Here is an 18,330-nt window from a genome sequence, read left to right on the forward strand (position 1 = left end):
ACCCCACCCGTCAGGAGCCAGACCATGTCGACCCTAACCGCCGCGAACGCGGTCATCACCCTTGCCGTGCCGAACCTCTTTTCGACGCCGGTTCAACTGCAGGGCTTCGCCACCGACAATATCTACGACATGGACAGTGTCGACCAGGTGGAGACCGCCATGGGCGTCGACGGCATCCTGTCGGGTGGCTTCGTCTACAACCCGATCAACCAGACGTTCGTGTTGCAGGCCGATTCCCCGTCGATCGCCTTCTTCGAAACATGGGCGGCGACGCAGGTGCAGGCCAAGGACGTCTACACAGCCAACGGCTCGACGACGCTGCCGTCGCTCGGCCGCTCCTACATCTCCACCAAGGGCTTCCTGGTGAGCCTGCCGCCGATGCCGGCGGCGGCCAAGATCCTGCAGCCCCGCCGTTTCGCGATCCGCTGGCAGAGCGTTCAAAGCGTCCCGAACTGAGGTAATCCATGCGTAAAGAGATCGACGTCACCATCGCCGACGACGGCCGTGACCAGGGCAAGACTTTTCACATCCGCGAAATGCCGGCGACGCGCGCTGAGAAATGGGCGATGCGCGCGCTGCTCGCCGTGACGCGCTCCGGCGTTGAGCTCCCCGACGACTTCGCCGGCATGGGCATGCAGGGCATCGCCATCGTCGGCATCCGAGCGATCACCAAGATCGCTTTCGAGGATGCCGAGCCGCTGCTCGACGAGATGATGGAATGCGTCACCATCAAGCCCGATCCCCGCAATCCCGCCATTCAGCGCCCGCTGATCGAGGGCGACGTCGAGGAGATCGCGACGCTGATCCAGCTGCGGCAGGAGGTGATCAACCTTCACGTCGGTTTTTTTACAGCCGGCGGCCAGTCGAAATCGATCTCGACACAGTCGCCGGTGTCCATCTCCTCGAATACGGCAACGTCACCCGAGCCATCGGTCAGGTTCTCTCAAAGGGCAAAACCTCGCTCCGCGAGCTAGACGAGTGGCTGTCGATCGAGGACGTCCACGACCTTCTCGAGGTGGCGATGGTCGATGCCCACAACCTGATGCTGCTGAGGAAAAGGGACGAGAATGCCAACGGTCATTGATAGCCTGATCGTCACGCTCGGTCTCGATCCCAAGGACTTCACCGATCAGCAGAAGAAGACGTCCGAGAGCTGGCTCAAGACCGTCAACGCCTTCCGCAAGGGCGGCAAGGATGTCGAGGAGAGTTCGAAGAAGGCGGCCGAGACCGTCAACCTGATCACGCGTCGCGTGCTCGAACTTTTCGCCGTCATCACGGGCAGCCAGGCGCTCAGCGAGTTTGTGCGCAAGCTCACCAATGCAGACGCCTCGCTTGGCCGCTTCGCCTCGAGTCTCGGTGAATCGCCCCAGCGCATCGCGGCCTGGGAGAATGCGGCCGAGCGCTTCGGCGGCTCGGCCGACGCCACTGCGTCGACCTTGGAGCGCGTCAACAAGCAGCTCTACAACCTCAACAAGAACGGCGAGGCGCTGCCGCGCGAATTCTCGCAGTTGCAGGCCTGGACCGGCATGCGGATCGACCCCAACCATGGGCTCGATCGCTACCTTTCCGATGTCGCAGCGGCTCTGCAGAGGTTGCACCAGATCGACGCCGGCGCGGCGCACAATGTCGCGCAGGCGCTGGGCATCGACCCGGCGACCGAACAGCTCATGTACAAGATGGGCGCGGGCATCGACGTCTATCTCGACAAGCTCCAGAAGAGCCTGTCGCCCAGCAACGATGCCATCGAATCCGCGCAGAAACTGCAAGCGAGCTGGGCCGAGCTCCTCCAGCACATCATCGCGCTCGCCAACGCCATCTATGACAAGCTCGGCCCGGTCCTGGTCGATGCGGCGGCAAAGATGTCAGCATGGATCGACAAGAACCAGGCCTGGATCCAGACCGGCGTCGTCGACGCGGTGAAGAAATTCGTCGACTGGCTCGAAAAGATCGACTGGAACGCCGTCCAGACCGGCATGCAGAATTTCGCGTCGGGCGCGAAAGAGGTGGTCGACGGGGTCGGCGGCATCGTCCATGTCACCGAGATCCTGTTCGGCCTGTGGCTCGGCGCGAAGTTTCTGCGCGTTCTTGCCAATATGCGCATGCTCGCTGCGGGAGATGCCGGCGGTGTCGCGGCAGGCGGTGCCCGCGCGGGCCTGGGGTTTCTCGGCACGATTTCAACGGGCGTTGGAATGCTTCTTGCCGGTGCAGCCGCAATCAAATGGGGTGGGTCCCACCTGCGCGCCGATCCCCATGTCGGCGACCACGGCACCATCGGCAATTGGGTCATGGCGCACATGCGCAAGCCGCCGGGAAGCCATCCCGGTAAGGATGCCGACGACAAGATCGCGGTCGACGGCAAGCCGATCTCGAGGAGCAATCCGGTTCCGGTCACGATGGCCGAGCAAAGCAACTCTGGCGGCGGCTTCTGGAGCAACCTCCTCAGTGGCATCGGCGCTGCGTTCGGCGGCGGCAGCGCATCGTCCAAGGCCGGCGGCCTTGTCGGCGGCATGGTGGGCGGCACCGGTCCTACTGGCCCCCAGCACGCCTCTGGTGGCACCCGGGGCTGGTGGACGCCCGAACGGCAATCGCAGGCTTACCAGACCCTCACGGGCGGCGGCCTATCAGATGCCGGCGCGCGCGGCCTCATCTCGCGCTGGATGAATGTCGAGGCGGCCGGCGGTCCCTCGACCGTCAACGGCATCGGTTCGTCTGGTGTGGCGCAATGGCTGGGCTCGCGAAAGGCGCGCCTCATGGCCTTCGCGAAGGCGCGCGGCAAAGACTGGAACGATGCCGACACGCAGTATCGGTTCGTTCTGTCCGAACTGAACGGCCCCGAGAGCCGGGCCGGCAGCATGCTGCGCAATGCCAAGACCGACGCGCAGGGCGCTACCGGTGCATCGATGTTCGAGCGCGCCGAGGGCTACAATGCCTGGAGCGGCATGGACGCCTACACCGGCCGGACCTACCGGGGCATGAAGGCGATCAACACCGGCGCCGCATCGGCGGCGCTGTCGAACATCTCGAGCACGCACACGGCCACGACGTCGAACAGCTCGGTCGAGGCCCACATCGGCAAGGTCGAGATTCACAGCCAGGCGACTGATGCCAACGGCGTTGCGGCCGACATCAACGACGCGCTCAGCCGCCGTCTGTTCACCGCGCAGGCAAACAGTGGATTGGCGTGATGGCCGGCATTCTTGAACTTCTGACCCAGGATGCCGTCGGGTTGCTGTCGAGCGCGTTCGGCCTGCAGCCCTGGGGCATCTACTTCGGCGGTGTGCCGGTGATCATCGCCGATAACATCGTGGAGGTGCAGTATCGCCAGCAATGGTCGATCTCTGACTTCCCGGTCGAGCAGGGGGCCTTTCAGAGCTACGACAAGGTCCAGATACCCTACGATGCTCGGCTGCGCTTCACCGCCGGCGGCTCGGCCGCAAACCGCGCCGCGATGCTGGCGTCGATCGCGGCCGTCGCCGGCGACACCAACCTCTATGACGTGGTGACGCCGGAGGCTGTCTACCTCTCCTGCAACATCACCCACTACGACTACAGCCGGCGCTCGAATGAGGGGATGGGGCTTCTGTCGGTCGATATCTGGCTGATCGAAGTGCGGCAGGCCGTCAGTGCCGCCATGTCGAACACCCAGGATCCGAGCGGCGCTTCTCAGATTAACGGCGGCACTGTCCAGACCGCGCCGGCGTGCAGCGCGCAGCTCGCGCAATTCCAGACATCGTCTGGGCTGCCGGCCGGAGGCTTCTGATGGTCATCATCCCACTGCAGGCGGTGCCAAACCAGGCGATCGGCGTGACGCTGGACGGGCAGGTCTCGCAGATCAGCCTTTATCAGAAGAACACGGGCCTGTTCATCGACCTCTATGTCGACAATGTGCTCGTGATCGGCGGCGTGATCTGCCAGAACCTCAACCGGATCGTCCGGTCGCTTTATTTCGGCTTTTCAGGCGATCTGATCTTCATCGACAACCAGGGCGACACCGACCCCTACTATACCGGGCTCGGCACGCGCTACAGCCTCGCCTATGTGTCGGCGAGCGAGCTTCCGGCGCGCTAGGAAATCAGTGCAAATGAGGTATCGATGTGTGGATGCTAATTTAGGCTCGCCCTCAGCCGGCTCTGTCCCCTACACCGAGAGCCGGCAGGCCCGGCAGTTCGACCGAACGCACCCCAACGCGGAACTGTCGGGCCGCTGCTTCTAGCCCACGCCCGCTCCGAGCGGCGAAATGATCTGTGGGCCTAGCACCCTTCCGCCCTTAAAGACCGGACCATGCGAACTATAACCGGATCGTAGGGCACTTTTTCGTCACGGCTGTAGTTGATCGTAAACAGCGCCGCGCGGTCGGCGCATACTTGGATGGCGCGAACATACCTGATCTGATCGTCTTTGAACCCCGAATAGCTGGCCCAATTCGGCGTCAGGCGTTTATACGTCAATTTCCAACCGTCTTTTTCGTCCTGCCCCATGCGATGCTCGATCTCGGCTTCGAAACTGGCTTTGCCCAGCCGAGCACCCCACACGGCTAGGAACGCGTGCCTTTCGCCTTCAAAAGCTGCGCCCTGATCCGAACGCTGAGCCAGCGCGAACCCGGGTGGCACATCAAAGACGAAACCAAATTCCTTGACCCCGAAATGCTGCCACGGCTTTGCCTGGACCAAGGCAGTGGAGCACAGAATGCAAACGCAGGCCAAAATCGTACGACGCATTAGCGTTACTCGTTCAAGGTGCCCGGACTTGCGCTCCACGCCTCCCAACAAAGCGTGAGCGAATCCATGCCCCCATCCAACTTGTTGGCGGAGCGAACGTTCCATTAGCTCAGGCGATGGCGGCCGGCCTCAACTAATCAGCTCGGCAGCGTTGGAACCGGTCGCCGGCAAAGCAAGTGTGGAGTTGCTTCAGCTGCGCCGCCACCGCTGATCGCACGCCTTGATCGTGTCGGGATCATCGCCCGAGCCGCCGCGGCACTGCTCATTGAGGTCGAGATAGGTCTTTTCGAGCGTGGCCTTGTTCGGCTTCGCCAGCGCCGGCGCGACGGTGAAAAGCAGGAGGGCGGCGCTCGCGGCGGCAAGGACTTTCGGCATGGGCGTAACTTTCTTCATGTGAGGCGGTGATCGAGATGGCGTTCAGCCAGAAGCGAATTTCCGTCGAGTTCGAGCTGGCAAACGGTCAGTTTGAAGGCGGCGGCAACACCGCAGAGGTATTCGGGCTGCGCGTCGCCTGCAACATCGTCAACGCCGGGCAAGGCTCGGGGCAAGCGGAAATTTCGATCTGGGGCCTGCCGCTGGCTCTGATGAACCAGCTATCCACCGTCGGTTCACAGTATCTCCAGATGTACAAGAACGGCATTTCGTTGCTCGCTGGAGATGACGAGACCGGCCAGAACGTCGTGTGGACCGGCACTATCGTTTATGCCTATGTCGACGCGCAGGCGATGCCCGACGTGTGCTTTCGGATCAGCTCGCTCCCGGGCGTCTTCCATGCCGCAAAGCCGATCCCGCCGCTGAGCATCAAGGGCTCCGGCGATGCCTCGCAGATGATGAAATCTCTAGCGGGGCAGATGGGCCTGGCGTTCGAAGACGCCGGCGTCAAGGTGAAGTTTGCCAATCCCTACTATCCGGGCACGGCGTGGACGCAGATGCTGGCGATCGCGCGCGACGGCGGCTTCGACGTCGGCGTCGATCGCGGCACGATGGTAATCACGCCGCCCGGCAAGGCGCGAAACAGCGATACGGTGCTGATTTCGGCAGAGACCGGCATGGTCGGCTACCCGTTCTTCCAGCAGGCCTTCGTGCTGGTCCGCGCGCTCTACAACCCGGCTGTGAAGTATCAGGGCAAGGTGCAAATCCAGAGCGACCTGACGCCGGCCAACGGCACATGGAAGGTCAACCGCCTCGAGTATCAGTTGGAGGCAATGATGCCCCACGGAAAGTGGTTCATGCTCCTCGAATGCATCGCGGTTGATGCCTCGGCGCCCGCATGAGTGGCCAAGGCTATTTCGGTCAGCAGACCACGTCTGACGACACCGCCGAGATCAACCGGCTGCGCTTCCTCATTCGCCAGGAGCTGGCGCAGGCGCGCACGGGCATCCCCGTCAAGGTCGTCGCGGTGCACGGTGGCGGCGTCGGCGCGCCACCCACGGTGGATGTGATGCCGCTGATCAATCAGACCGACGGGCAGGGCAACCAGACGCCCCACGGCGTCATCTATGGCATCGCCACGATGCGCAACCAGGGCGGCACCAACGGCATCATCAACGATCCGAAGGTCGGCGACATCGGCCACATGACGATATCGGACCGCGACATCTCGGCGCTGAAAGCCAATGGCGGAGCGCAGTCGAACCCGGGCAGCTTCCGGCGCGGCAACATGTCGGACGGCATCTACCAGGGCGCCATCGCCAATCCCGCCAACCAGGACCAGGCCGTCCAGTTCACCGAGGGCGGCATCAAGCTCTTCGACAAGAACGGGCAGATCATCGAGTTCGCCGCCGGCTCCATCACCATCACCACCGCGCAGTTGCTCGTGACGGGCGACGTCATTGCGGGATCGGGCGGCGCGAACATCAGCCTCCTCAACCACCTCCACACCAACGTCCAGCCAGGTGGCGGGACGTCGGGCCCCCCGGAGCCGGGAACCTGATGAAAACGCTTCTTCTTGACGCCGACACCTGGGACCTGGTGGCCGATGCGTCCGGCAACATCGCTGTTGCCGACGAGCCCTATGCGCTGGCGCAGGACGCGGCGAGCGCGATCAGGCTGTTCGCGGGCGAGCTCTACTACGACACCACTCAGGGCATTCCCTACTTCGACCAGATCCTGGGCAAGGCGCCGCCGGTCTCGCTCATGAAGGCTTACTTCAATCGCGCGGCGCTGACAGTGCCCGGCGTCGTCTCGGCGCAGACCTTCATCCAGTCCTGGACCGATCGGGCTGTCACCGGCCAAGTGCAGGTGACGGACGAGGCGGGCAACATCACCGCAGCGGGCTTCTAGCACATGGCCGACATCACCAACGTTCCCCCGCCGCAGTGGACGGACACGGGCTTCCTGATCCCGTCGGCCGCGGAAGTGCTCGCCGGCGTGACCGAGGACATCAACGAAGCATTCGGCGGCGTCCTCAACCCCGCGCTGAACACGCCGCAGGGGCAGTTCGCCAGCAGCGAAACGGCAGTAATCGATGAGGTCAACTCGACGTTCCTGTATTTCACCAACCAGGTTGATCCCGCCTATGCGACCGGCCGGATGCAGGATGCGATCGCGCGAATCTACTTCATCGAGCGAAACCCGGCCCAGCCGACGGTCGTGCAGGCGCTCTGCAGTGGCTTGCCGGGCGTCGCCATCCCGACGGGCTCGCTGGCCCTTGCCGAAGATGGCAACCAGTATCTGTGCACCGAGGATGGCGTCATCGGCGTCGACGGCACTGTAACCCTGCCGTTCGAGTGCCTGGTGGTCGGGCCGATCCCATGCCCTGCCGGAAGCCTCGACCAGATTTACCGAGCGATCCCCGGCTGGGATTCGATCACGAACCCTGATGACGGCGTGCTGGGAAACAATGTCGAGAGCCGGTCGGCTTTCGAGGCGCGCCGTGCTGCCTCCGTCGCGTTGAATTCGCAGGGCTCGCTTCCCTCGGTCCTGGGCGCGGTGCTGGCGGTGCCGAACGTCATCGATGCGTTCGTAACAGAGAACGCCAGCAATGACGTCCAGACCATCGGCGGCGTCTCGATCTATCCGAACTCGCTCTATGTCGCGGTGGTCGGCGGCGACGCTGACGATGTCGCGCAAGCGATCTGGTCGCGCAAAGCGCCCGGCTGCGCATACAACGGCAATACGACGGTCACGGTCTACGATCAGAGCCCCGGCTATGTCCCGCCGTACCCTGCCTATCGGGTGAGCTTCGAGATCCCCGATCCGTTGGCGATCCTGTTCGCGGTCAACATCGTCAACACGCATCTCGTCCCCGCCGATGCCGCGACGCAAGTCCAGAATGCCATCGTCAGCGCCTTTTCTGGGGGCGATGGTGGCCCGCGCGCGAAGATCGGTACCACGCTATTTGCGAGCCGCTTCTACGCGCCCGTGGCCGCCCTTGGCTCGTGGGCGCAGATCATCTCTATCGAGGTAGGCTCGAACAACAACCCCAGCGCCGTCTTCACGGGCCAGATCGCCGGAACGGTACTGACGGTCTCCGCCGTTGCGTCGGGGGCGCTGGCGGTCGGGCAGATCATTTCCGACACCACCGGCGCGCTGACCGTCGGCACCACCATCACCGCGCTCGGCACCGGCTCGGGCGGCACCGGTACCTATGTCGTCTCGAACAACAAGAACGTGTCAATCGAGACCATGACGGCCGCGATCCCCAATCGCTTCGACATCGCCGTCGACATCGACCAGGTGCCGACGATCTCCCCCAACGACATCTTCGTCACCCTGACCTGATCGATCATGGAAGACACAGGACCTCCCTATCCCAGGCCACCGGCCGGGATACCGAACGGCTTTGGCCAATTCGCCATTGGCATCAGCCCGATCGGCGATTTCCCGCCTTTCGACGTTTGGCGCACCGTCATCAGCCAGTATGCGAATGCGCCCACGCTGACGCAGCTGATTGAGAACATCTTCTCGTATCTCGACCAGACGGCCAACTTCGATGCGTTCTTCGACTACATCTGGAACGTCGACACGGCGCAGGGCTACGGGCTCGACGTCTGGGGCCGCATCGTCGGCGTCAGCCGGGTTTTGCAGGTCACGACCGGGGACTGGTTCGGCTTCGATGAGGCTAAGCCGGGTGCCGATCCGTTCGGGCAAGGCGCGTTCTATTCCGGCGCTCCGCTCACCTCGAATTTCGCGCTGTCGGACGAGGCATACCGCCGGCTCATCTTCGCCAAGGCTGCAGCCAACATCACCAACGGCTCGATTCCGGCGATCAACCAGATCCTGCTCAGCCTCTTCCCCAACAGGGGCAACGCCTACGTTACCGAGGGCGGCAATTACGGGACATGGTTCGGCTTCGAGGAATCGTTGAACTCCGTCGGCTTCAACCAGGCATCGTTCTACGCTGGTTCGTCGATCGAGACGATGACGATGACCTACACCTTCGCCTTCCAGCTGACCCCTGTCGAACTCGCGATCGTCCAGAACTCCGGCGTCTTGCCGAAGCCAACCGGCGTCAAGGCGTCGGTCGTCATCATCTAAGGATCCCTCCATGAAGCTTTCCGCCTTGCCTGCCAAGTTCCCCGTCGCTTGGGGAGCTTCGGCGAGCCCGAGCTACATCCGCTCCATCCCGCTCGGCTCGCAGATCGGGATTGTGAATGGCGCGGCCTCCCTGACCGACGGCTTTCCGCCGCTCAACTTCCTGCCGGTCGGGTCGGGGGGCGTGCCGCCGTTCGGCCAGGACATGAACGGCATTCTGCAGCAGATCACGCAATGGTCGCAGTGGCAGAATGCAGGCGGTCTGGTCCCCTACGATCCGGCCTTCTCGGCAGCGATCGGCGGGTATCCCAAGAGCGCGTTGCTGGCCGGCGCGGCGACCGGCGTCGTTTGGCTGAGCACGGCCGACGACAATACGTCCGACCCTGATACGAGCGGCGCGAATTGGGTCAACATCGGAGCCGCATCCGCGCCCATCATGGTCGGTACCGATGCGGGCTCGGCCAATGTCTGCACCGCCACGGTCCTGCCGGCGCCGGGCGCTTATGTCGACGGCCAGATCTTCGTCGTCCAGAAGGCCGCGTTCGACAACAACGGCGCCATGACGGGCAACATTGACGGGCTCGGTACACATCCTATCGTCAACATGGACGGGACCGCGCTGACGGCAAAGCAATGGCCAGCGAGCGCCACGGGCATCCTCGAGTTCAACAACGCGACGACGTCGTTCCGTCTGCTCAACCCGGCTGTGACAGTAGCCGCCAACGCGGGCCTTGCCGCGACCGATCAGCAGGTCCTTTCGCTGAGCATCACGACTCTGCCGGCACCCACCGGCGCACTTTCCTTGAACGACAGCCTTCCGCTGCACGTGGTGGCGGACGGTGCGGACCGCGAGGTCACCCTTTCGGCGCTCGCCGCTATTCTCCCCGGCGCGATGAAGGCCATGCGCGTCATTACGGCGAGCGGAACCTACACTCCCACGGTCGGTGCCAAGAGCATGCTCGTATTTGCCACGGGCGCAGGCGGCGCAGGCGGCGGCAATGCCACGACAAACGGCTTCACCGGCGGCGGCGGAAGCGCGGGCGGAACGGCGGTCTATTTCGGCCCGGTCTCGCAGCAGACCGTCACCATCGGTGCCGGCGGCGTCCCCAATCCATCATCCGGTTCCGATCTCATCGGCGGTTCCGGAGGAACCACCTCTTTCGGCGCTCTTGCCGTCGCTACCGGCGGCATTGGCGGTTCTTCCAGCGGCACCAACTCATTTGGAGCGGGCGGCCAAGGGGTGGGAACCGGAACCGCCGGAACCCTCTTGGTCCACGGCGGTGGCGGCTCGCCTGGTTCAGGCCATGAAGGCGGTTGCGGGGGCACCTCGTTCTGGGGCGGCGGCGGCTACGGCGGCGCAACTCCTTCGACCGGCGTCCAGGTGCCCGGCGGTCCGGGCTCTCTCGGCGGCGGCGGCGGTGGTGGCGACGGCGGCGGCGCCGGCGGGGCCGGCGGCAACGGTGTGGTCGTCATCTTCGAATTCGACTGATCGCGGCATCGTCGCCCTCGCGTAAGCCAACCACTCACACACATTCGGATTGGGACAAATGAATCCCTTCAGCTACGGCAATGTCCTGACCGCTGGCCAGTGGAGTTATCTGTTCTCGCAGAAGCAGGACGCGCTCGGCTATACCCCGGTGAACCGGGGCGGCGACACGATGCAAGGGCCGCTCAACACCCAGGCCTCTACGTCCGACGGCGCTGGATTCAGCATCCCTCCTGGCGCTGCTCCGGGAGTACCGGTCGACGGCCAGATCTGGATGACCATCTTTGGGCTCTTCTTCCAGATCGGCGGGCAAACGATCGGACCGATCGCCAACGGCACCATCGTCGGGCCGTCGAACTCCGTGGTGGGCGACATTCCCGTTTTCTCGGCGACCGGCGGCACTGCCCTTGCCGACAGCGGGATATCGCTCGCTTCGCAGCTCCCCAACCTTATCCTGGCTACTCCGGCCTTCGGAAGCGGAGTGCCCGCATTCCGAGCGCTGATCGGGGCTGATCTACCCACGCCGCAGCCCGTGGCCCTTGGTGGCGTAAAATCTGCGGCCGCTCCTCCCCATCAGTTCGGGACGGGTGTCGATACCAGCGGCAACCCGACGTTTGCGCAGCCTGCAATCAGCGACGTCTCGGGCCTTGCCGCGAACATGCTGGCCTTTCTTGCCGGCGGCACGAGCGCCCAGCTCGCCGCGGCGATGGTCGACGAGACCGGTAGCGGTCCGCTTGTCTTCGCCACAAACCCGACCGTTGCCCTTGGCTCGGCCTCGACCGCCGTCACCCAGACGCCCGGCGACAATTCGACCAAGCTGGCAACGACGGCCTATGTGCAGGCAGCGATCTTCGCCACCACGACGCTGCCGGCGACCAGGCTGGCCACGACCACGGCGCTTCCGGCGGTCACCTATGCCAACGGAGCATCCGGCGTCGGTGCCACGCTCACCGCCTCTGCCAACGGTGCTTTGACGGTCGATGGCGTCGCCGCGAACCTCAACGACGTGATCCTGGTCAAGAACCAGGCCTCGTCGTTCCAGAACGGCATCTACACGGTGACGGCGACCGGTAGCGCGGGCGCGCCTTTCGTCCTGACGCGTGCGTCCTACTACAATCTCTCCGCCGACATCGATCTTGGCGACCAGACGTTCGTGACGGGTGGAGCGACGCAGGGCGCCACGACCTGGACGCAGAATGCCAAGGAAAACCCGGTCATTGGCACCGACCCGATCACGTTCGCACAGACGGCGGGCGTCGGTTCATACACGGCCGGCAACGGCCTGACCCTGGCGGGGACGCAGTTCGCGATCGACACGACGATCGTCACTGACCTGTCCTCGGCGCAGTCGCTCTCCAACAAGACGCTGGTGAGCCCGGCACTCAGCGGCGTGCCCACCGCGCCGACTGCAGCGGCAGGCACGAATAGCGCGCAGATCGCCAGCACGGCATTTGCGGCGGCCGCTGCGGCGACCGCAGCTGCCGGCACGCTCGTCAACGTCCAGGTAAAGACTGCCTCGGGCACCTATACGCCGACCGCAGGCGCAAGCCGTGCAATCGTCTTCGTGACGGGCGGCGGCGCTGGCGGCACGACGGGCACCGGCAGCGGCAGTGAAAGCGGCGGTGGCGCTGGCGCCACGGCCATCTTCTTCATGAACGGTGTCTCGGCACAGACCGTTACAATTGGTTCGGGCGGCGCTGCCGGCGCCGCAGGTGGATCATCCGCATTCGGCACTGTCACTGCGAACGGTGGCTCTGCCGCAGCCTCTCAGAGCCTCGGTGGCCGGGGCGGCACGGCAGCCAACGGCACACTCAACCTCGGCGGCGGCGACGGCGGCTCCGGCACCAATGCGACCGGCAACTCTCAAGGCGGCGAGGGCGGCGCAAGTTTTTGGGGCGGCGGCGGCGCGGGCGGCCAGACCGCTAACAGCCACAATGCCGGCGCGGCCGCGCAGGCATACGGCGCTGGCGGCGGCGGCGGTTCGTACAGCGCTGGCGCTGGCGGCGCTGGCGCGCCCGGCGTCGTTCTCATACTCGAGTTCAAATAAGGATCGCATTTCATGCAACTGGCAGTCATCCAAGGCACCGATGTCGTCAACATCATTGAGGGCGACCCGACCTTCACACTCGACGGGTTCACGATCGTCCCGCTCGCGGAGCCGGGGTATATCGGCGGCATCTATAGCAATGGCGTGTTCAGCGCTCCCCCGGCACCGCCTGCCGTTGTGCCGGAAAGCGTGTCGGCTCGGCAATTCCACCTCCAGCTAAGCGTTGCCGGTTTGCGCGCCCAGGTCATCGCCTGGATCGGAACGCAGCCTGTCGAGATGCAAGACGCCTTCGAATACAGTGGAAGCTTCGTGCGCAGCGAGCCGATGATGGAATCCGGCTTCGCCGCGCTCGGCTACACGTCGGCCCAGATCGACGCCTTCTTCACGGCCGCCGCGCTGCTCTGACGGCGGGCACGCACGCCGGCGTCGACTCGAGTCCTCGTTCTCATCTGATCAAGCTGCCCTCTAGGGCGGAAAGGAAGTGTTATGCGTCTCGTCGCTGACGTGCGCCGCGTGGTGCTGTTGTCTCTGAGTTTCTGGATGCAGGTGTTCGGCCTCGCTGTGCTCGTGCTGCCGGAGCTCTGGTATCACGTGACCGGGCAGGACTATGACCCGAATGTCGCCTGGTGGCTCGGTGTGCTGCTGCTGCTCGCCGGCATCGTCGGGCGGGTTTACCAGCAGGGGCTGTCGCCATGGAAGGAATGGCTCCGCATCATAGCCGTCGCGGCGATCGTCTTCGCGTTGGCGCTGCTGCTCGCGTGGCCCTCCAACGCAAGCCCCTTGGCTGGCAGTCCGGCAACCGAGGCACAGACGCTCGACATCGCGGTGCCGTTCATTGCGAAAGAAGAGGGCAAGCGCAACCGCGCCTATCGTGATGCCGTGGGCGTCTGGACGATCTGCTACGGCTCGACGCGCGGCGTACACGCCAACATGGTACTGACCGACCAGCAATGCCTCGACCTTCTCAAGGTCGAGGTGGCCGAGCATCGCACCGGGCTGCACAGGTATTTCACCACGGAGACGATCAACGTCCGCCTGCCTGCAACGCGTGATGCGGCCTACACCTCGCTGGCCTACAACGTCGGCCCCGCCGGGGCGGGAAAGAGCACTGCAACGCGCCGCCTCAACGCTGGTGATGTCTCGGGCGGCTGCCAAGCCCTGACCTGGTTCGATAGGGCCGGCCGTAGGGTCCTGCGCGGCCTCTTCGAACGTCGCAAGCGTGAGGAGGCGCTTTGCATGATAAGTGCGAGCCGATGATGCTTGCCTTCATCGCGCCGGTTCTGGCCGTCCTCGGCCCGGTCTGGACTTTCTGCATCAGCCGCGTCGGGCTGCCGCTGATCGTCGGCGGCGGCATCATCCTATTTTACGAGGGCCTGCCGCTCGGCCCGCTGCGCGACATCCCCTTTGTCGGTCCGCAGCTGACCGGCCTCGTCGGCGGGCGCGTCGATCGGGCATATGGCGCCGGCCAAAAGGCCGAGGACGCACTGTGGCAGGAAAAAATAAAGCTCGCCACCATCGCGAAGGCGGCCGACAACAAGACACGCCAGCAGGACGTCGACGCCGCCGCACAAGCCTACATCGACAAGCAGCATAGCGACGCCGGCCGCATGGCCGACCTGGTGCGCGCGCAGAAGGACCAAGACAATGCACCGCCCCTTTCGACCAATCCTTCTGGCTGCAAGCGTGATGGCATCTCTGCAGGGGTGTCAGAGCGCCTCGACGCCATCGGTCGATAGCCTTGTGCCGAAGCCGACCGCTCACGTCGATCCAAGCGTGATGCAGGATTGCGTCGGCGTGGTCGATATCCCTCATCGCTTCGTCTCGACGGAGGAGGAGACCCGGTTGCACGCGGAAGATCGCCGCCGGCTTGGGGACTGCGTTCGCCTCAACCACGCCAAGGGCGATACCATCCAGGCGCTCGTGAAATGAGCGCAGCAGTGCCCCAGCGTCTTCGCGAACTCGACCCGGAAACGATCCTCTGGCTCGATCGCCTCGACAGCAAACAGCGCGAGGCCCTTATCTGGGCTGGCCGGCTGGATCCTCTGCGGCGCGAACGGCTCGACAAATTTCTCGATCTGAACGAGGACCATTTCGAAGCCGGGTTCGCCGTCGTTCAACTCTGGACGCGCTTGCGCTGGCTGGGCTCCACATCGATGTGGATCATTTTGACGGTTGCGGGGTTGTTACTGGCACTGACGCAGATAGTCGACCAGCTGAAAGGACCGAAGCCGTGAGGCTGCCGCGCACCGCTTCCGAAGTTCTGACCGGTCTGATTTTCCTCTTGGCCGGCGCTCTCGGGGTGCTGCTCTACCTTCAGATAGCGCAGGCGCTCCCCCTGTAATTCCTTGCACATCACCTCCAGTCTCCCCATCGGCTTCGGCCGGTGGGGGCTCTTTTGCGTTAGGCGACAGGAAGGTCGGACAGGCAAAGTCCCTTCACCCGCGTCATGTGGATCATCATCGCCGGCATCCTCACGGCGATCGTGACCTTCATAATCAAGGGCGGCTTCGCAACGTGAGCGATCCGCTGAAGCTCTACCTGAAGCACGTCTCAACGATCAAAATCAGAACGGTGAAGCGGCAGCTTGCTGAGATCGCCGGTTGGGCCCTCGTGCTCGCGGGCGTTCTTTGAAGAATTCGGTTAATAAGCGGCCTCGGACCCTTGCAATTTCGTATATGTCACACTGACTTCTAGTGCCATTGGACGAGGCGCGGTCTGTGAGGCGTTATGGAAGTGAGTAAATCCGGGCTTTGGCTTACCAGTTTTTCCGTGATCATCATCCCGGTGCTCACGGTCTGTTTGAACGCTGTTTTCGCCAACTGGCAGACACGACAAAGTGTTGAACTCCAAGAGTTCAACAACGCCTACACCATCCTTTTGAATGACAAGGCGCCGAAGGAGCTCCGGGATTGGGCCACCGACCGGGTTGTCCGATATGTGGCTGACCATCGTGACGTCAATTTTGATGGCGTCGATAGACGCATCGCACTGTCGACTTTGATGACCGACGCAGATTTCCGGAAGCTTTACTGTTACGCACCCCCACCCAAGCTCGTGGAAATGTACAAAGAGAGCCTGGAAAAATATGGTATCCTCAAAGAGAATTATATTGCTTCGAAAGAGGGGTTGGACAAACTGAGGCGACTGCCGCAAAAGGAGCTCTTCGAGATTGCGGCGACGTCTCAGGGCCAGATACGGTCTTTGGTAAACACCGGCAACGCGATGATCAGCGCACAGCAGAAACTTTGTGAACTGGCGCAGACGCCGCCGCCTGAGGAGAGTCTTACCCCGCCTGTTCCCGCCCCAGAGCTAGTCCCAAACTCACCATGACGGGACCCTGGCGGATTAGAGGTTGTCCAACGACTCGAGCGTCATTGTCCCGCCGGCGAACGTCGAATAAGCCAGCCGCGCCACTGGCACATCGCCGGTTAAGCGTGCTGGCCGAAGCCGCGGGTTCGAGCGTGGCGGGCGCGAGTGACGTCCGAGGTCAGCTTTGTTGTCACCGATCAATCCTTCGACGATCGCCCGAAAAGATAGCCCACGGTCAATGAGATTAGGCCCGAAAGGGCTGTCGCTGCATCCTTGTAGGAAAAACTGTCGCCCCCAGCCCATCTTACCGAGAAGATTATCAGGACGGCAGATGCCACGAGGGTGATCACGCTGCGACGTTTGCGGCAACACTATCCCGAGTGCCAAATATTCCACCTATCAAGCCCCGATCAATCTTGCTTTGCTCTCTCTGGTAGTGACCTTCTATTACTTTCCCGGCCAGGTTAGCATCTTTGGGCAGCTTTAGCTCTTCCATCGCAGGTCACCTTAGCTAAGTGTATAGTGCAAGATGCGGGTGACATTGGCACCGTCCCCTGGACGCGCTCTTCGAGCCCGCCCCGTGCCTAGGTGGCAGCTTTCAGGCCGTCTGCACCCGGAGACGGGGTAAGGTCTTTTCGTATTTCGTTGGGAACAGAACCGACTTCGTGTATGTTAACCATTATCGTCGGCAACTGCCAAAGGACGCCGGCGGCTGAGAGACAGCGACCTAGCGCTCCCGTCTGCATCAAGACCGGAGCGAGTCATGTCCGACCATTCCGTCAAGTATTTTTCACGCGCGCGCCTATCCGCGGATGACGTTAGGCTGATTGCTGAAGCGAGGAAGGCGATTGACCGCTCCCAGCAGAGATTGCGGGACACCAGGCCATTGACCGACCCCCACCGGCTAAGCCCGCATCTGACCCGGAACTTTGTGTCCATCGCCGAGACGGGGCACGAATGGCGCGTCATTGTCGAGGAGGCCGGTATAGGCACCGTCATTCGTTCCTTCAGGCATCGCCTGCCGGCCTTCAACTTTGCCCAATGTCAGGTGATGCGGCTTGGTCTCGACAAGATCAGCTCGGTCTACGGTGTCAGCGATGCGTCTTGCATTGCTGTTGGTCCCGAGGGGAACGTCAGGCCTGTCCCCCGCCGTTCCAGCTCATGACGCTTGCTGATGACATTGAGATGGTGCGAGGGCACGTCAGGCTCGGCAGACAGCACCTTGCCCTGCAGCGGGAACGGATAGCCAAACTACAACGCCTCGAACTGCCAGCTGCCGAGGCGATTGAATTCCTCGAACTCGTTGAAAGCATGCAGGAGCTTCACGAACTGCACTTGTCGCGTTTGCTGGAAAAGGAAGCGGGGCACGATGCAGCCTAGATATCGGGGGCCCGGCCTTCGAGGGCATCGAGGGGACCATGGGCGCACAGGCCTGGCCTTTGCCCCGTTGGCAGCGAGGCAAGTCTGGACTACCGTTCGGCGACTGACGTCAGAACTTTAGGCGTAACTAATAAAAAGCCCGCCGCACGCGCCAGACCAAGTTGCCAGATCTGCTCCGACGGAGCCGGAGGCTCCGGTTCGTGAAAGCAATTCCAATCTCGGCATCATGGTTGTTCTCGCAACCACCCTCACACTCGCAGCCGTGATCTCCTCCACATTATCGGTCCACATGCTGACGGTTTTGCAGAGAGGGGGCATGACGCTTGCTGCCGCGGTCGCCCTCGGAGCTGTCGTCGGTCCTGCGCAGGTAGGAGCTCGAGCGATCGAAATGCTGGTTGCTCGTTACCATCATCCGATCTGGACCAAATGTGCATCTGTGACTTTCGTGGCGATCGGCGTCTCGGCACTGTGGGCTGGCCTGCCATACATCCCGGTTGCGCTCGCATTCTACGGTGCCGGCATCGGATTGGAGTCGATTGCGCGAGGAACTCTCCCGTTAGCGCTGTTCGGGCCATCAGGTTACGCGAAGCTCATGGGCCGTCTTGCCATGCCAAGTCTCATAGCGCAGGCGGCGGCTCCTTCGGTCGCCGCTTTGTTGTTGGAACATTCGGGTGCCCAAGGCATGTTGGCTGCGCTAGCAAGTCTCGCTCTGGCGAACCTTTCGCTAGCGCTGCTCCTAGGCTGGCTCATCATGCGGCGACGTTCTGCTGTCCAGATTGGATAACACCGAGTGGGATCTTAAACAGGTCTTTCCGCTTCCGGCCCCAATCTGTTGCTGCAATGCGCCCCCATCCGGCCATTGGAGCTAGCTTGCCCGGCGGCCGTAAGCAGACTTCGCTGCTCAAAAGGCGAGA

The 18,330-nt window shown here is 63.1% G+C and carries 23 protein-coding genes; 21 read left to right on the forward strand and 2 right to left on the reverse strand.

All coding sequences use genetic code 11. The features are described 5' to 3' along the window. Positions 1–24 precede the first annotated feature (24 nt). The 5 genes from P9230_RS10095 to P9230_RS10115 all read left to right on the forward strand — a co-directional run bounded on the left by P9230_RS10095 (position 25) and on the right by P9230_RS10115 (position 4,068). Positions 25–456: a hypothetical protein gene (locus tag P9230_RS10095; RefSeq protein ID WP_095825894.1), complete on the forward strand. Its 432-nt coding sequence runs from the start codon at positions 25–27 to the stop codon at positions 454–456. Positions 457–464: 8 nt separating this feature from the next. Further along, positions 465–974, forward strand: coding sequence for a hypothetical protein (locus P9230_RS10100; RefSeq protein WP_210235279.1), 510 nt, complete (start codon positions 465–467; stop codon positions 972–974). A 93-nt stretch (positions 975–1,067) separates the two neighbouring features. Next, positions 1,068–3,185 carry a phage tail tip lysozyme gene (locus tag P9230_RS10105; protein WP_095825895.1) on the forward strand — a complete coding sequence of 706 codons (2,118 nt, stop codon included), beginning with the start codon at positions 1,068–1,070 and terminating at the stop codon, positions 3,183–3,185. Further along, a complete protein-coding gene (locus P9230_RS10110) occupies positions 3,185–3,760 on the forward strand; it encodes a phage baseplate protein (RefSeq protein ID WP_127847684.1) in 576 nt (191 codons plus the stop codon). The genes P9230_RS10105 and P9230_RS10110 overlap by 1 nt, the downstream gene beginning before the upstream one ends. Further along, the gene (locus P9230_RS10115; protein ID WP_095825897.1) at positions 3,760–4,068 is read left to right on the forward strand and encodes a hypothetical protein; all 309 of its coding nucleotides are present in this window, start codon (positions 3,760–3,762) and stop codon (positions 4,066–4,068) included. Before P9230_RS10110 ends, P9230_RS10115 begins: the two co-directional genes overlap by 1 nt. A 182-nt stretch (positions 4,069–4,250) precedes the next feature. Here P9230_RS10115 and P9230_RS10120 read toward each other — a convergent pair whose 3' ends face one another. Together P9230_RS10120 and P9230_RS10125 are read right to left on the reverse strand one after the other, a co-directional pair. After that, positions 4,251–4,718: a hypothetical protein gene (locus tag P9230_RS10120; protein ID WP_095825898.1), complete on the reverse strand. Its 468-nt coding sequence runs from the start codon at positions 4,716–4,718 to the stop codon at positions 4,251–4,253. A 189-nt stretch (positions 4,719–4,907) separates the two neighbouring features. Continuing rightward, the gene (locus tag P9230_RS10125) at positions 4,908–5,093 is read right to left on the reverse strand and encodes a hypothetical protein (protein ID WP_095825899.1); all 186 of its coding nucleotides are present in this window, start codon (positions 5,091–5,093) and stop codon (positions 4,908–4,910) included. Between the two features lie 35 nt (positions 5,094–5,128). Between P9230_RS10125 and P9230_RS10130 the strand changes: the two genes are divergently transcribed. The 16 genes from P9230_RS10130 (at position 5,129) to P9230_RS10205 (ending at position 18,200) form a co-directional block, all read left to right on the forward strand. Beyond that, entirely contained in the window at positions 5,129–5,992 is an 864-nt protein-coding gene (locus P9230_RS10130; RefSeq protein ID WP_127847685.1) for a hypothetical protein, read from the forward strand. Continuing rightward, positions 5,989–6,651: a hypothetical protein gene (locus P9230_RS10135; protein WP_095825901.1), complete on the forward strand. Its 663-nt coding sequence runs from the start codon at positions 5,989–5,991 to the stop codon at positions 6,649–6,651. Before P9230_RS10130 ends, P9230_RS10135 begins: the two co-directional genes overlap by 4 nt. Further along, complete coding sequence (locus tag P9230_RS10140; protein WP_095825902.1) at positions 6,651–7,001, forward strand: hypothetical protein; 351 nt, start codon at positions 6,651–6,653, stop codon at positions 6,999–7,001. Before P9230_RS10135 ends, P9230_RS10140 begins: the two co-directional genes overlap by 1 nt. A gap of 3 nt (positions 7,002–7,004) precedes the next feature. Beyond that, positions 7,005–8,441 (forward strand): baseplate J/gp47 family protein, encoded by a 1,437-nt coding sequence (locus P9230_RS10145; RefSeq protein ID WP_127847686.1) that lies wholly within the window; start codon positions 7,005–7,007, stop codon positions 8,439–8,441. A 6-nt stretch (positions 8,442–8,447) separates the two neighbouring features. Further along, positions 8,448–9,197 carry a DUF2612 domain-containing protein gene (locus P9230_RS10150; RefSeq protein WP_095825904.1) on the forward strand — a complete coding sequence of 250 codons (750 nt, stop codon included), beginning with the start codon at positions 8,448–8,450 and terminating at the stop codon, positions 9,195–9,197. Between the two features lie 10 nt (positions 9,198–9,207). Further along, the gene (locus tag P9230_RS10155; RefSeq protein WP_127847687.1) at positions 9,208–10,683 is read left to right on the forward strand and encodes a hypothetical protein; all 1,476 of its coding nucleotides are present in this window, start codon (positions 9,208–9,210) and stop codon (positions 10,681–10,683) included. A gap of 58 nt (positions 10,684–10,741) precedes the next feature. After that, the gene (locus P9230_RS10160; protein ID WP_095825906.1) at positions 10,742–12,727 is read left to right on the forward strand and encodes a hypothetical protein; all 1,986 of its coding nucleotides are present in this window, start codon (positions 10,742–10,744) and stop codon (positions 12,725–12,727) included. Between the two features lie 12 nt (positions 12,728–12,739). After that, the gene (locus P9230_RS10165) at positions 12,740–13,132 is read left to right on the forward strand and encodes a hypothetical protein (protein WP_245322459.1); all 393 of its coding nucleotides are present in this window, start codon (positions 12,740–12,742) and stop codon (positions 13,130–13,132) included. Between the two features lie 81 nt (positions 13,133–13,213). Further along, positions 13,214–13,984 (forward strand): lysozyme, encoded by a 771-nt coding sequence (locus tag P9230_RS10170; RefSeq protein ID WP_095825907.1) that lies wholly within the window; start codon positions 13,214–13,216, stop codon positions 13,982–13,984. Beyond that, on the forward strand, positions 13,960–14,463 hold the full coding sequence (locus P9230_RS10175) for a hypothetical protein (protein ID WP_127847689.1): 504 nt from the start codon (positions 13,960–13,962) through the stop codon (positions 14,461–14,463). The genes P9230_RS10170 and P9230_RS10175 overlap by 25 nt, the downstream gene beginning before the upstream one ends. 4 nt (positions 14,464–14,467) lie before the next feature. Beyond that, a complete protein-coding gene (locus P9230_RS10180) occupies positions 14,468–14,656 on the forward strand; it encodes a hypothetical protein (RefSeq protein WP_127847690.1) in 189 nt (62 codons plus the stop codon). Beyond that, positions 14,653–14,961: a hypothetical protein gene (locus tag P9230_RS10185; RefSeq protein WP_095825909.1), complete on the forward strand. Its 309-nt coding sequence runs from the start codon at positions 14,653–14,655 to the stop codon at positions 14,959–14,961. The genes P9230_RS10180 and P9230_RS10185 overlap by 4 nt, the downstream gene beginning before the upstream one ends. Positions 14,962–15,454: 493 nt before the next feature. Then, complete coding sequence (locus P9230_RS10190; RefSeq protein WP_278118713.1) at positions 15,455–16,057, forward strand: hypothetical protein; 603 nt, start codon at positions 15,455–15,457, stop codon at positions 16,055–16,057. 742 nt (positions 16,058–16,799) lie between these two features. Continuing rightward, positions 16,800–17,201 carry a hypothetical protein gene (locus tag P9230_RS10195; protein ID WP_127847692.1) on the forward strand — a complete coding sequence of 134 codons (402 nt, stop codon included), beginning with the start codon at positions 16,800–16,802 and terminating at the stop codon, positions 17,199–17,201. After that, positions 17,198–17,416, forward strand: a complete 219-nt coding sequence (locus P9230_RS10200) for a hypothetical protein (RefSeq protein WP_095825912.1) — start codon at positions 17,198–17,200, stop codon at positions 17,414–17,416. The genes P9230_RS10195 and P9230_RS10200 overlap by 4 nt, the downstream gene beginning before the upstream one ends. Before the next feature lie 316 nt (positions 17,417–17,732). Next, positions 17,733–18,200: a hypothetical protein gene (locus P9230_RS10205; RefSeq protein ID WP_245322460.1), complete on the forward strand. Its 468-nt coding sequence runs from the start codon at positions 17,733–17,735 to the stop codon at positions 18,198–18,200. Positions 18,201–18,330: the final 130 nt, after the last annotated feature.

This window comes from Mesorhizobium sp. WSM4887 (assembly GCF_029625865.1).
GTDB lineage: Bacteria > Pseudomonadota > Alphaproteobacteria > Rhizobiales > Rhizobiaceae > Mesorhizobium.

Bases quoted from the DNA above. Each gene is read 5' to 3' on its own strand.
- P9230_RS10095 (WP_095825894.1), top strand. From the start codon at position 25: ATGTCGACCCTAACCGCCGCGAACGCGGTCATCACCCTTGCCGTGCCG.
- P9230_RS10100 (WP_210235279.1), top strand. From the start codon at position 465: ATGCGTAAAGAGATCGACGTCACCATCGCCGACGACGGCCGTGACCAG.
- P9230_RS10105 (WP_095825895.1), top strand. From the start codon at position 1,068: ATGCCAACGGTCATTGATAGCCTGATCGTCACGCTCGGTCTCGATCCC.
- P9230_RS10110 (WP_127847684.1), top strand. From the start codon at position 3,185: ATGGCCGGCATTCTTGAACTTCTGACCCAGGATGCCGTCGGGTTGCTG.
- P9230_RS10115 (WP_095825897.1), top strand. From the start codon at position 3,760: ATGGTCATCATCCCACTGCAGGCGGTGCCAAACCAGGCGATCGGCGTG.
- P9230_RS10120 (WP_095825898.1), bottom strand. From the start codon at position 4,718: ATGCGTCGTACGATTTTGGCCTGCGTTTGCATTCTGTGCTCCACTGCC.
- P9230_RS10125 (WP_095825899.1), bottom strand. From the start codon at position 5,093: ATGCCGAAAGTCCTTGCCGCCGCGAGCGCCGCCCTCCTGCTTTTCACC.
- P9230_RS10130 (WP_127847685.1), top strand. From the start codon at position 5,129: ATGGCGTTCAGCCAGAAGCGAATTTCCGTCGAGTTCGAGCTGGCAAAC.
- P9230_RS10135 (WP_095825901.1), top strand. From the start codon at position 5,989: ATGAGTGGCCAAGGCTATTTCGGTCAGCAGACCACGTCTGACGACACC.
- P9230_RS10140 (WP_095825902.1), top strand. From the start codon at position 6,651: ATGAAAACGCTTCTTCTTGACGCCGACACCTGGGACCTGGTGGCCGAT.
- P9230_RS10145 (WP_127847686.1), top strand. From the start codon at position 7,005: ATGGCCGACATCACCAACGTTCCCCCGCCGCAGTGGACGGACACGGGC.
- P9230_RS10150 (WP_095825904.1), top strand. From the start codon at position 8,448: ATGGAAGACACAGGACCTCCCTATCCCAGGCCACCGGCCGGGATACCG.
- P9230_RS10155 (WP_127847687.1), top strand. From the start codon at position 9,208: ATGAAGCTTTCCGCCTTGCCTGCCAAGTTCCCCGTCGCTTGGGGAGCT.
- P9230_RS10160 (WP_095825906.1), top strand. From the start codon at position 10,742: ATGAATCCCTTCAGCTACGGCAATGTCCTGACCGCTGGCCAGTGGAGT.
- P9230_RS10165 (WP_245322459.1), top strand. From the start codon at position 12,740: ATGCAACTGGCAGTCATCCAAGGCACCGATGTCGTCAACATCATTGAG.
- P9230_RS10170 (WP_095825907.1), top strand. From the start codon at position 13,214: ATGCGTCTCGTCGCTGACGTGCGCCGCGTGGTGCTGTTGTCTCTGAGT.
- P9230_RS10185 (WP_095825909.1), top strand. From the start codon at position 14,653: ATGAGCGCAGCAGTGCCCCAGCGTCTTCGCGAACTCGACCCGGAAACG.
- P9230_RS10190 (WP_278118713.1), top strand. From the start codon at position 15,455: ATGGAAGTGAGTAAATCCGGGCTTTGGCTTACCAGTTTTTCCGTGATC.
- P9230_RS10195 (WP_127847692.1), top strand. From the start codon at position 16,800: ATGTCCGACCATTCCGTCAAGTATTTTTCACGCGCGCGCCTATCCGCG.
- P9230_RS10200 (WP_095825912.1), top strand. From the start codon at position 17,198: ATGACGCTTGCTGATGACATTGAGATGGTGCGAGGGCACGTCAGGCTC.
- P9230_RS10205 (WP_245322460.1), top strand. From the start codon at position 17,733: ATGACGCTTGCTGCCGCGGTCGCCCTCGGAGCTGTCGTCGGTCCTGCG.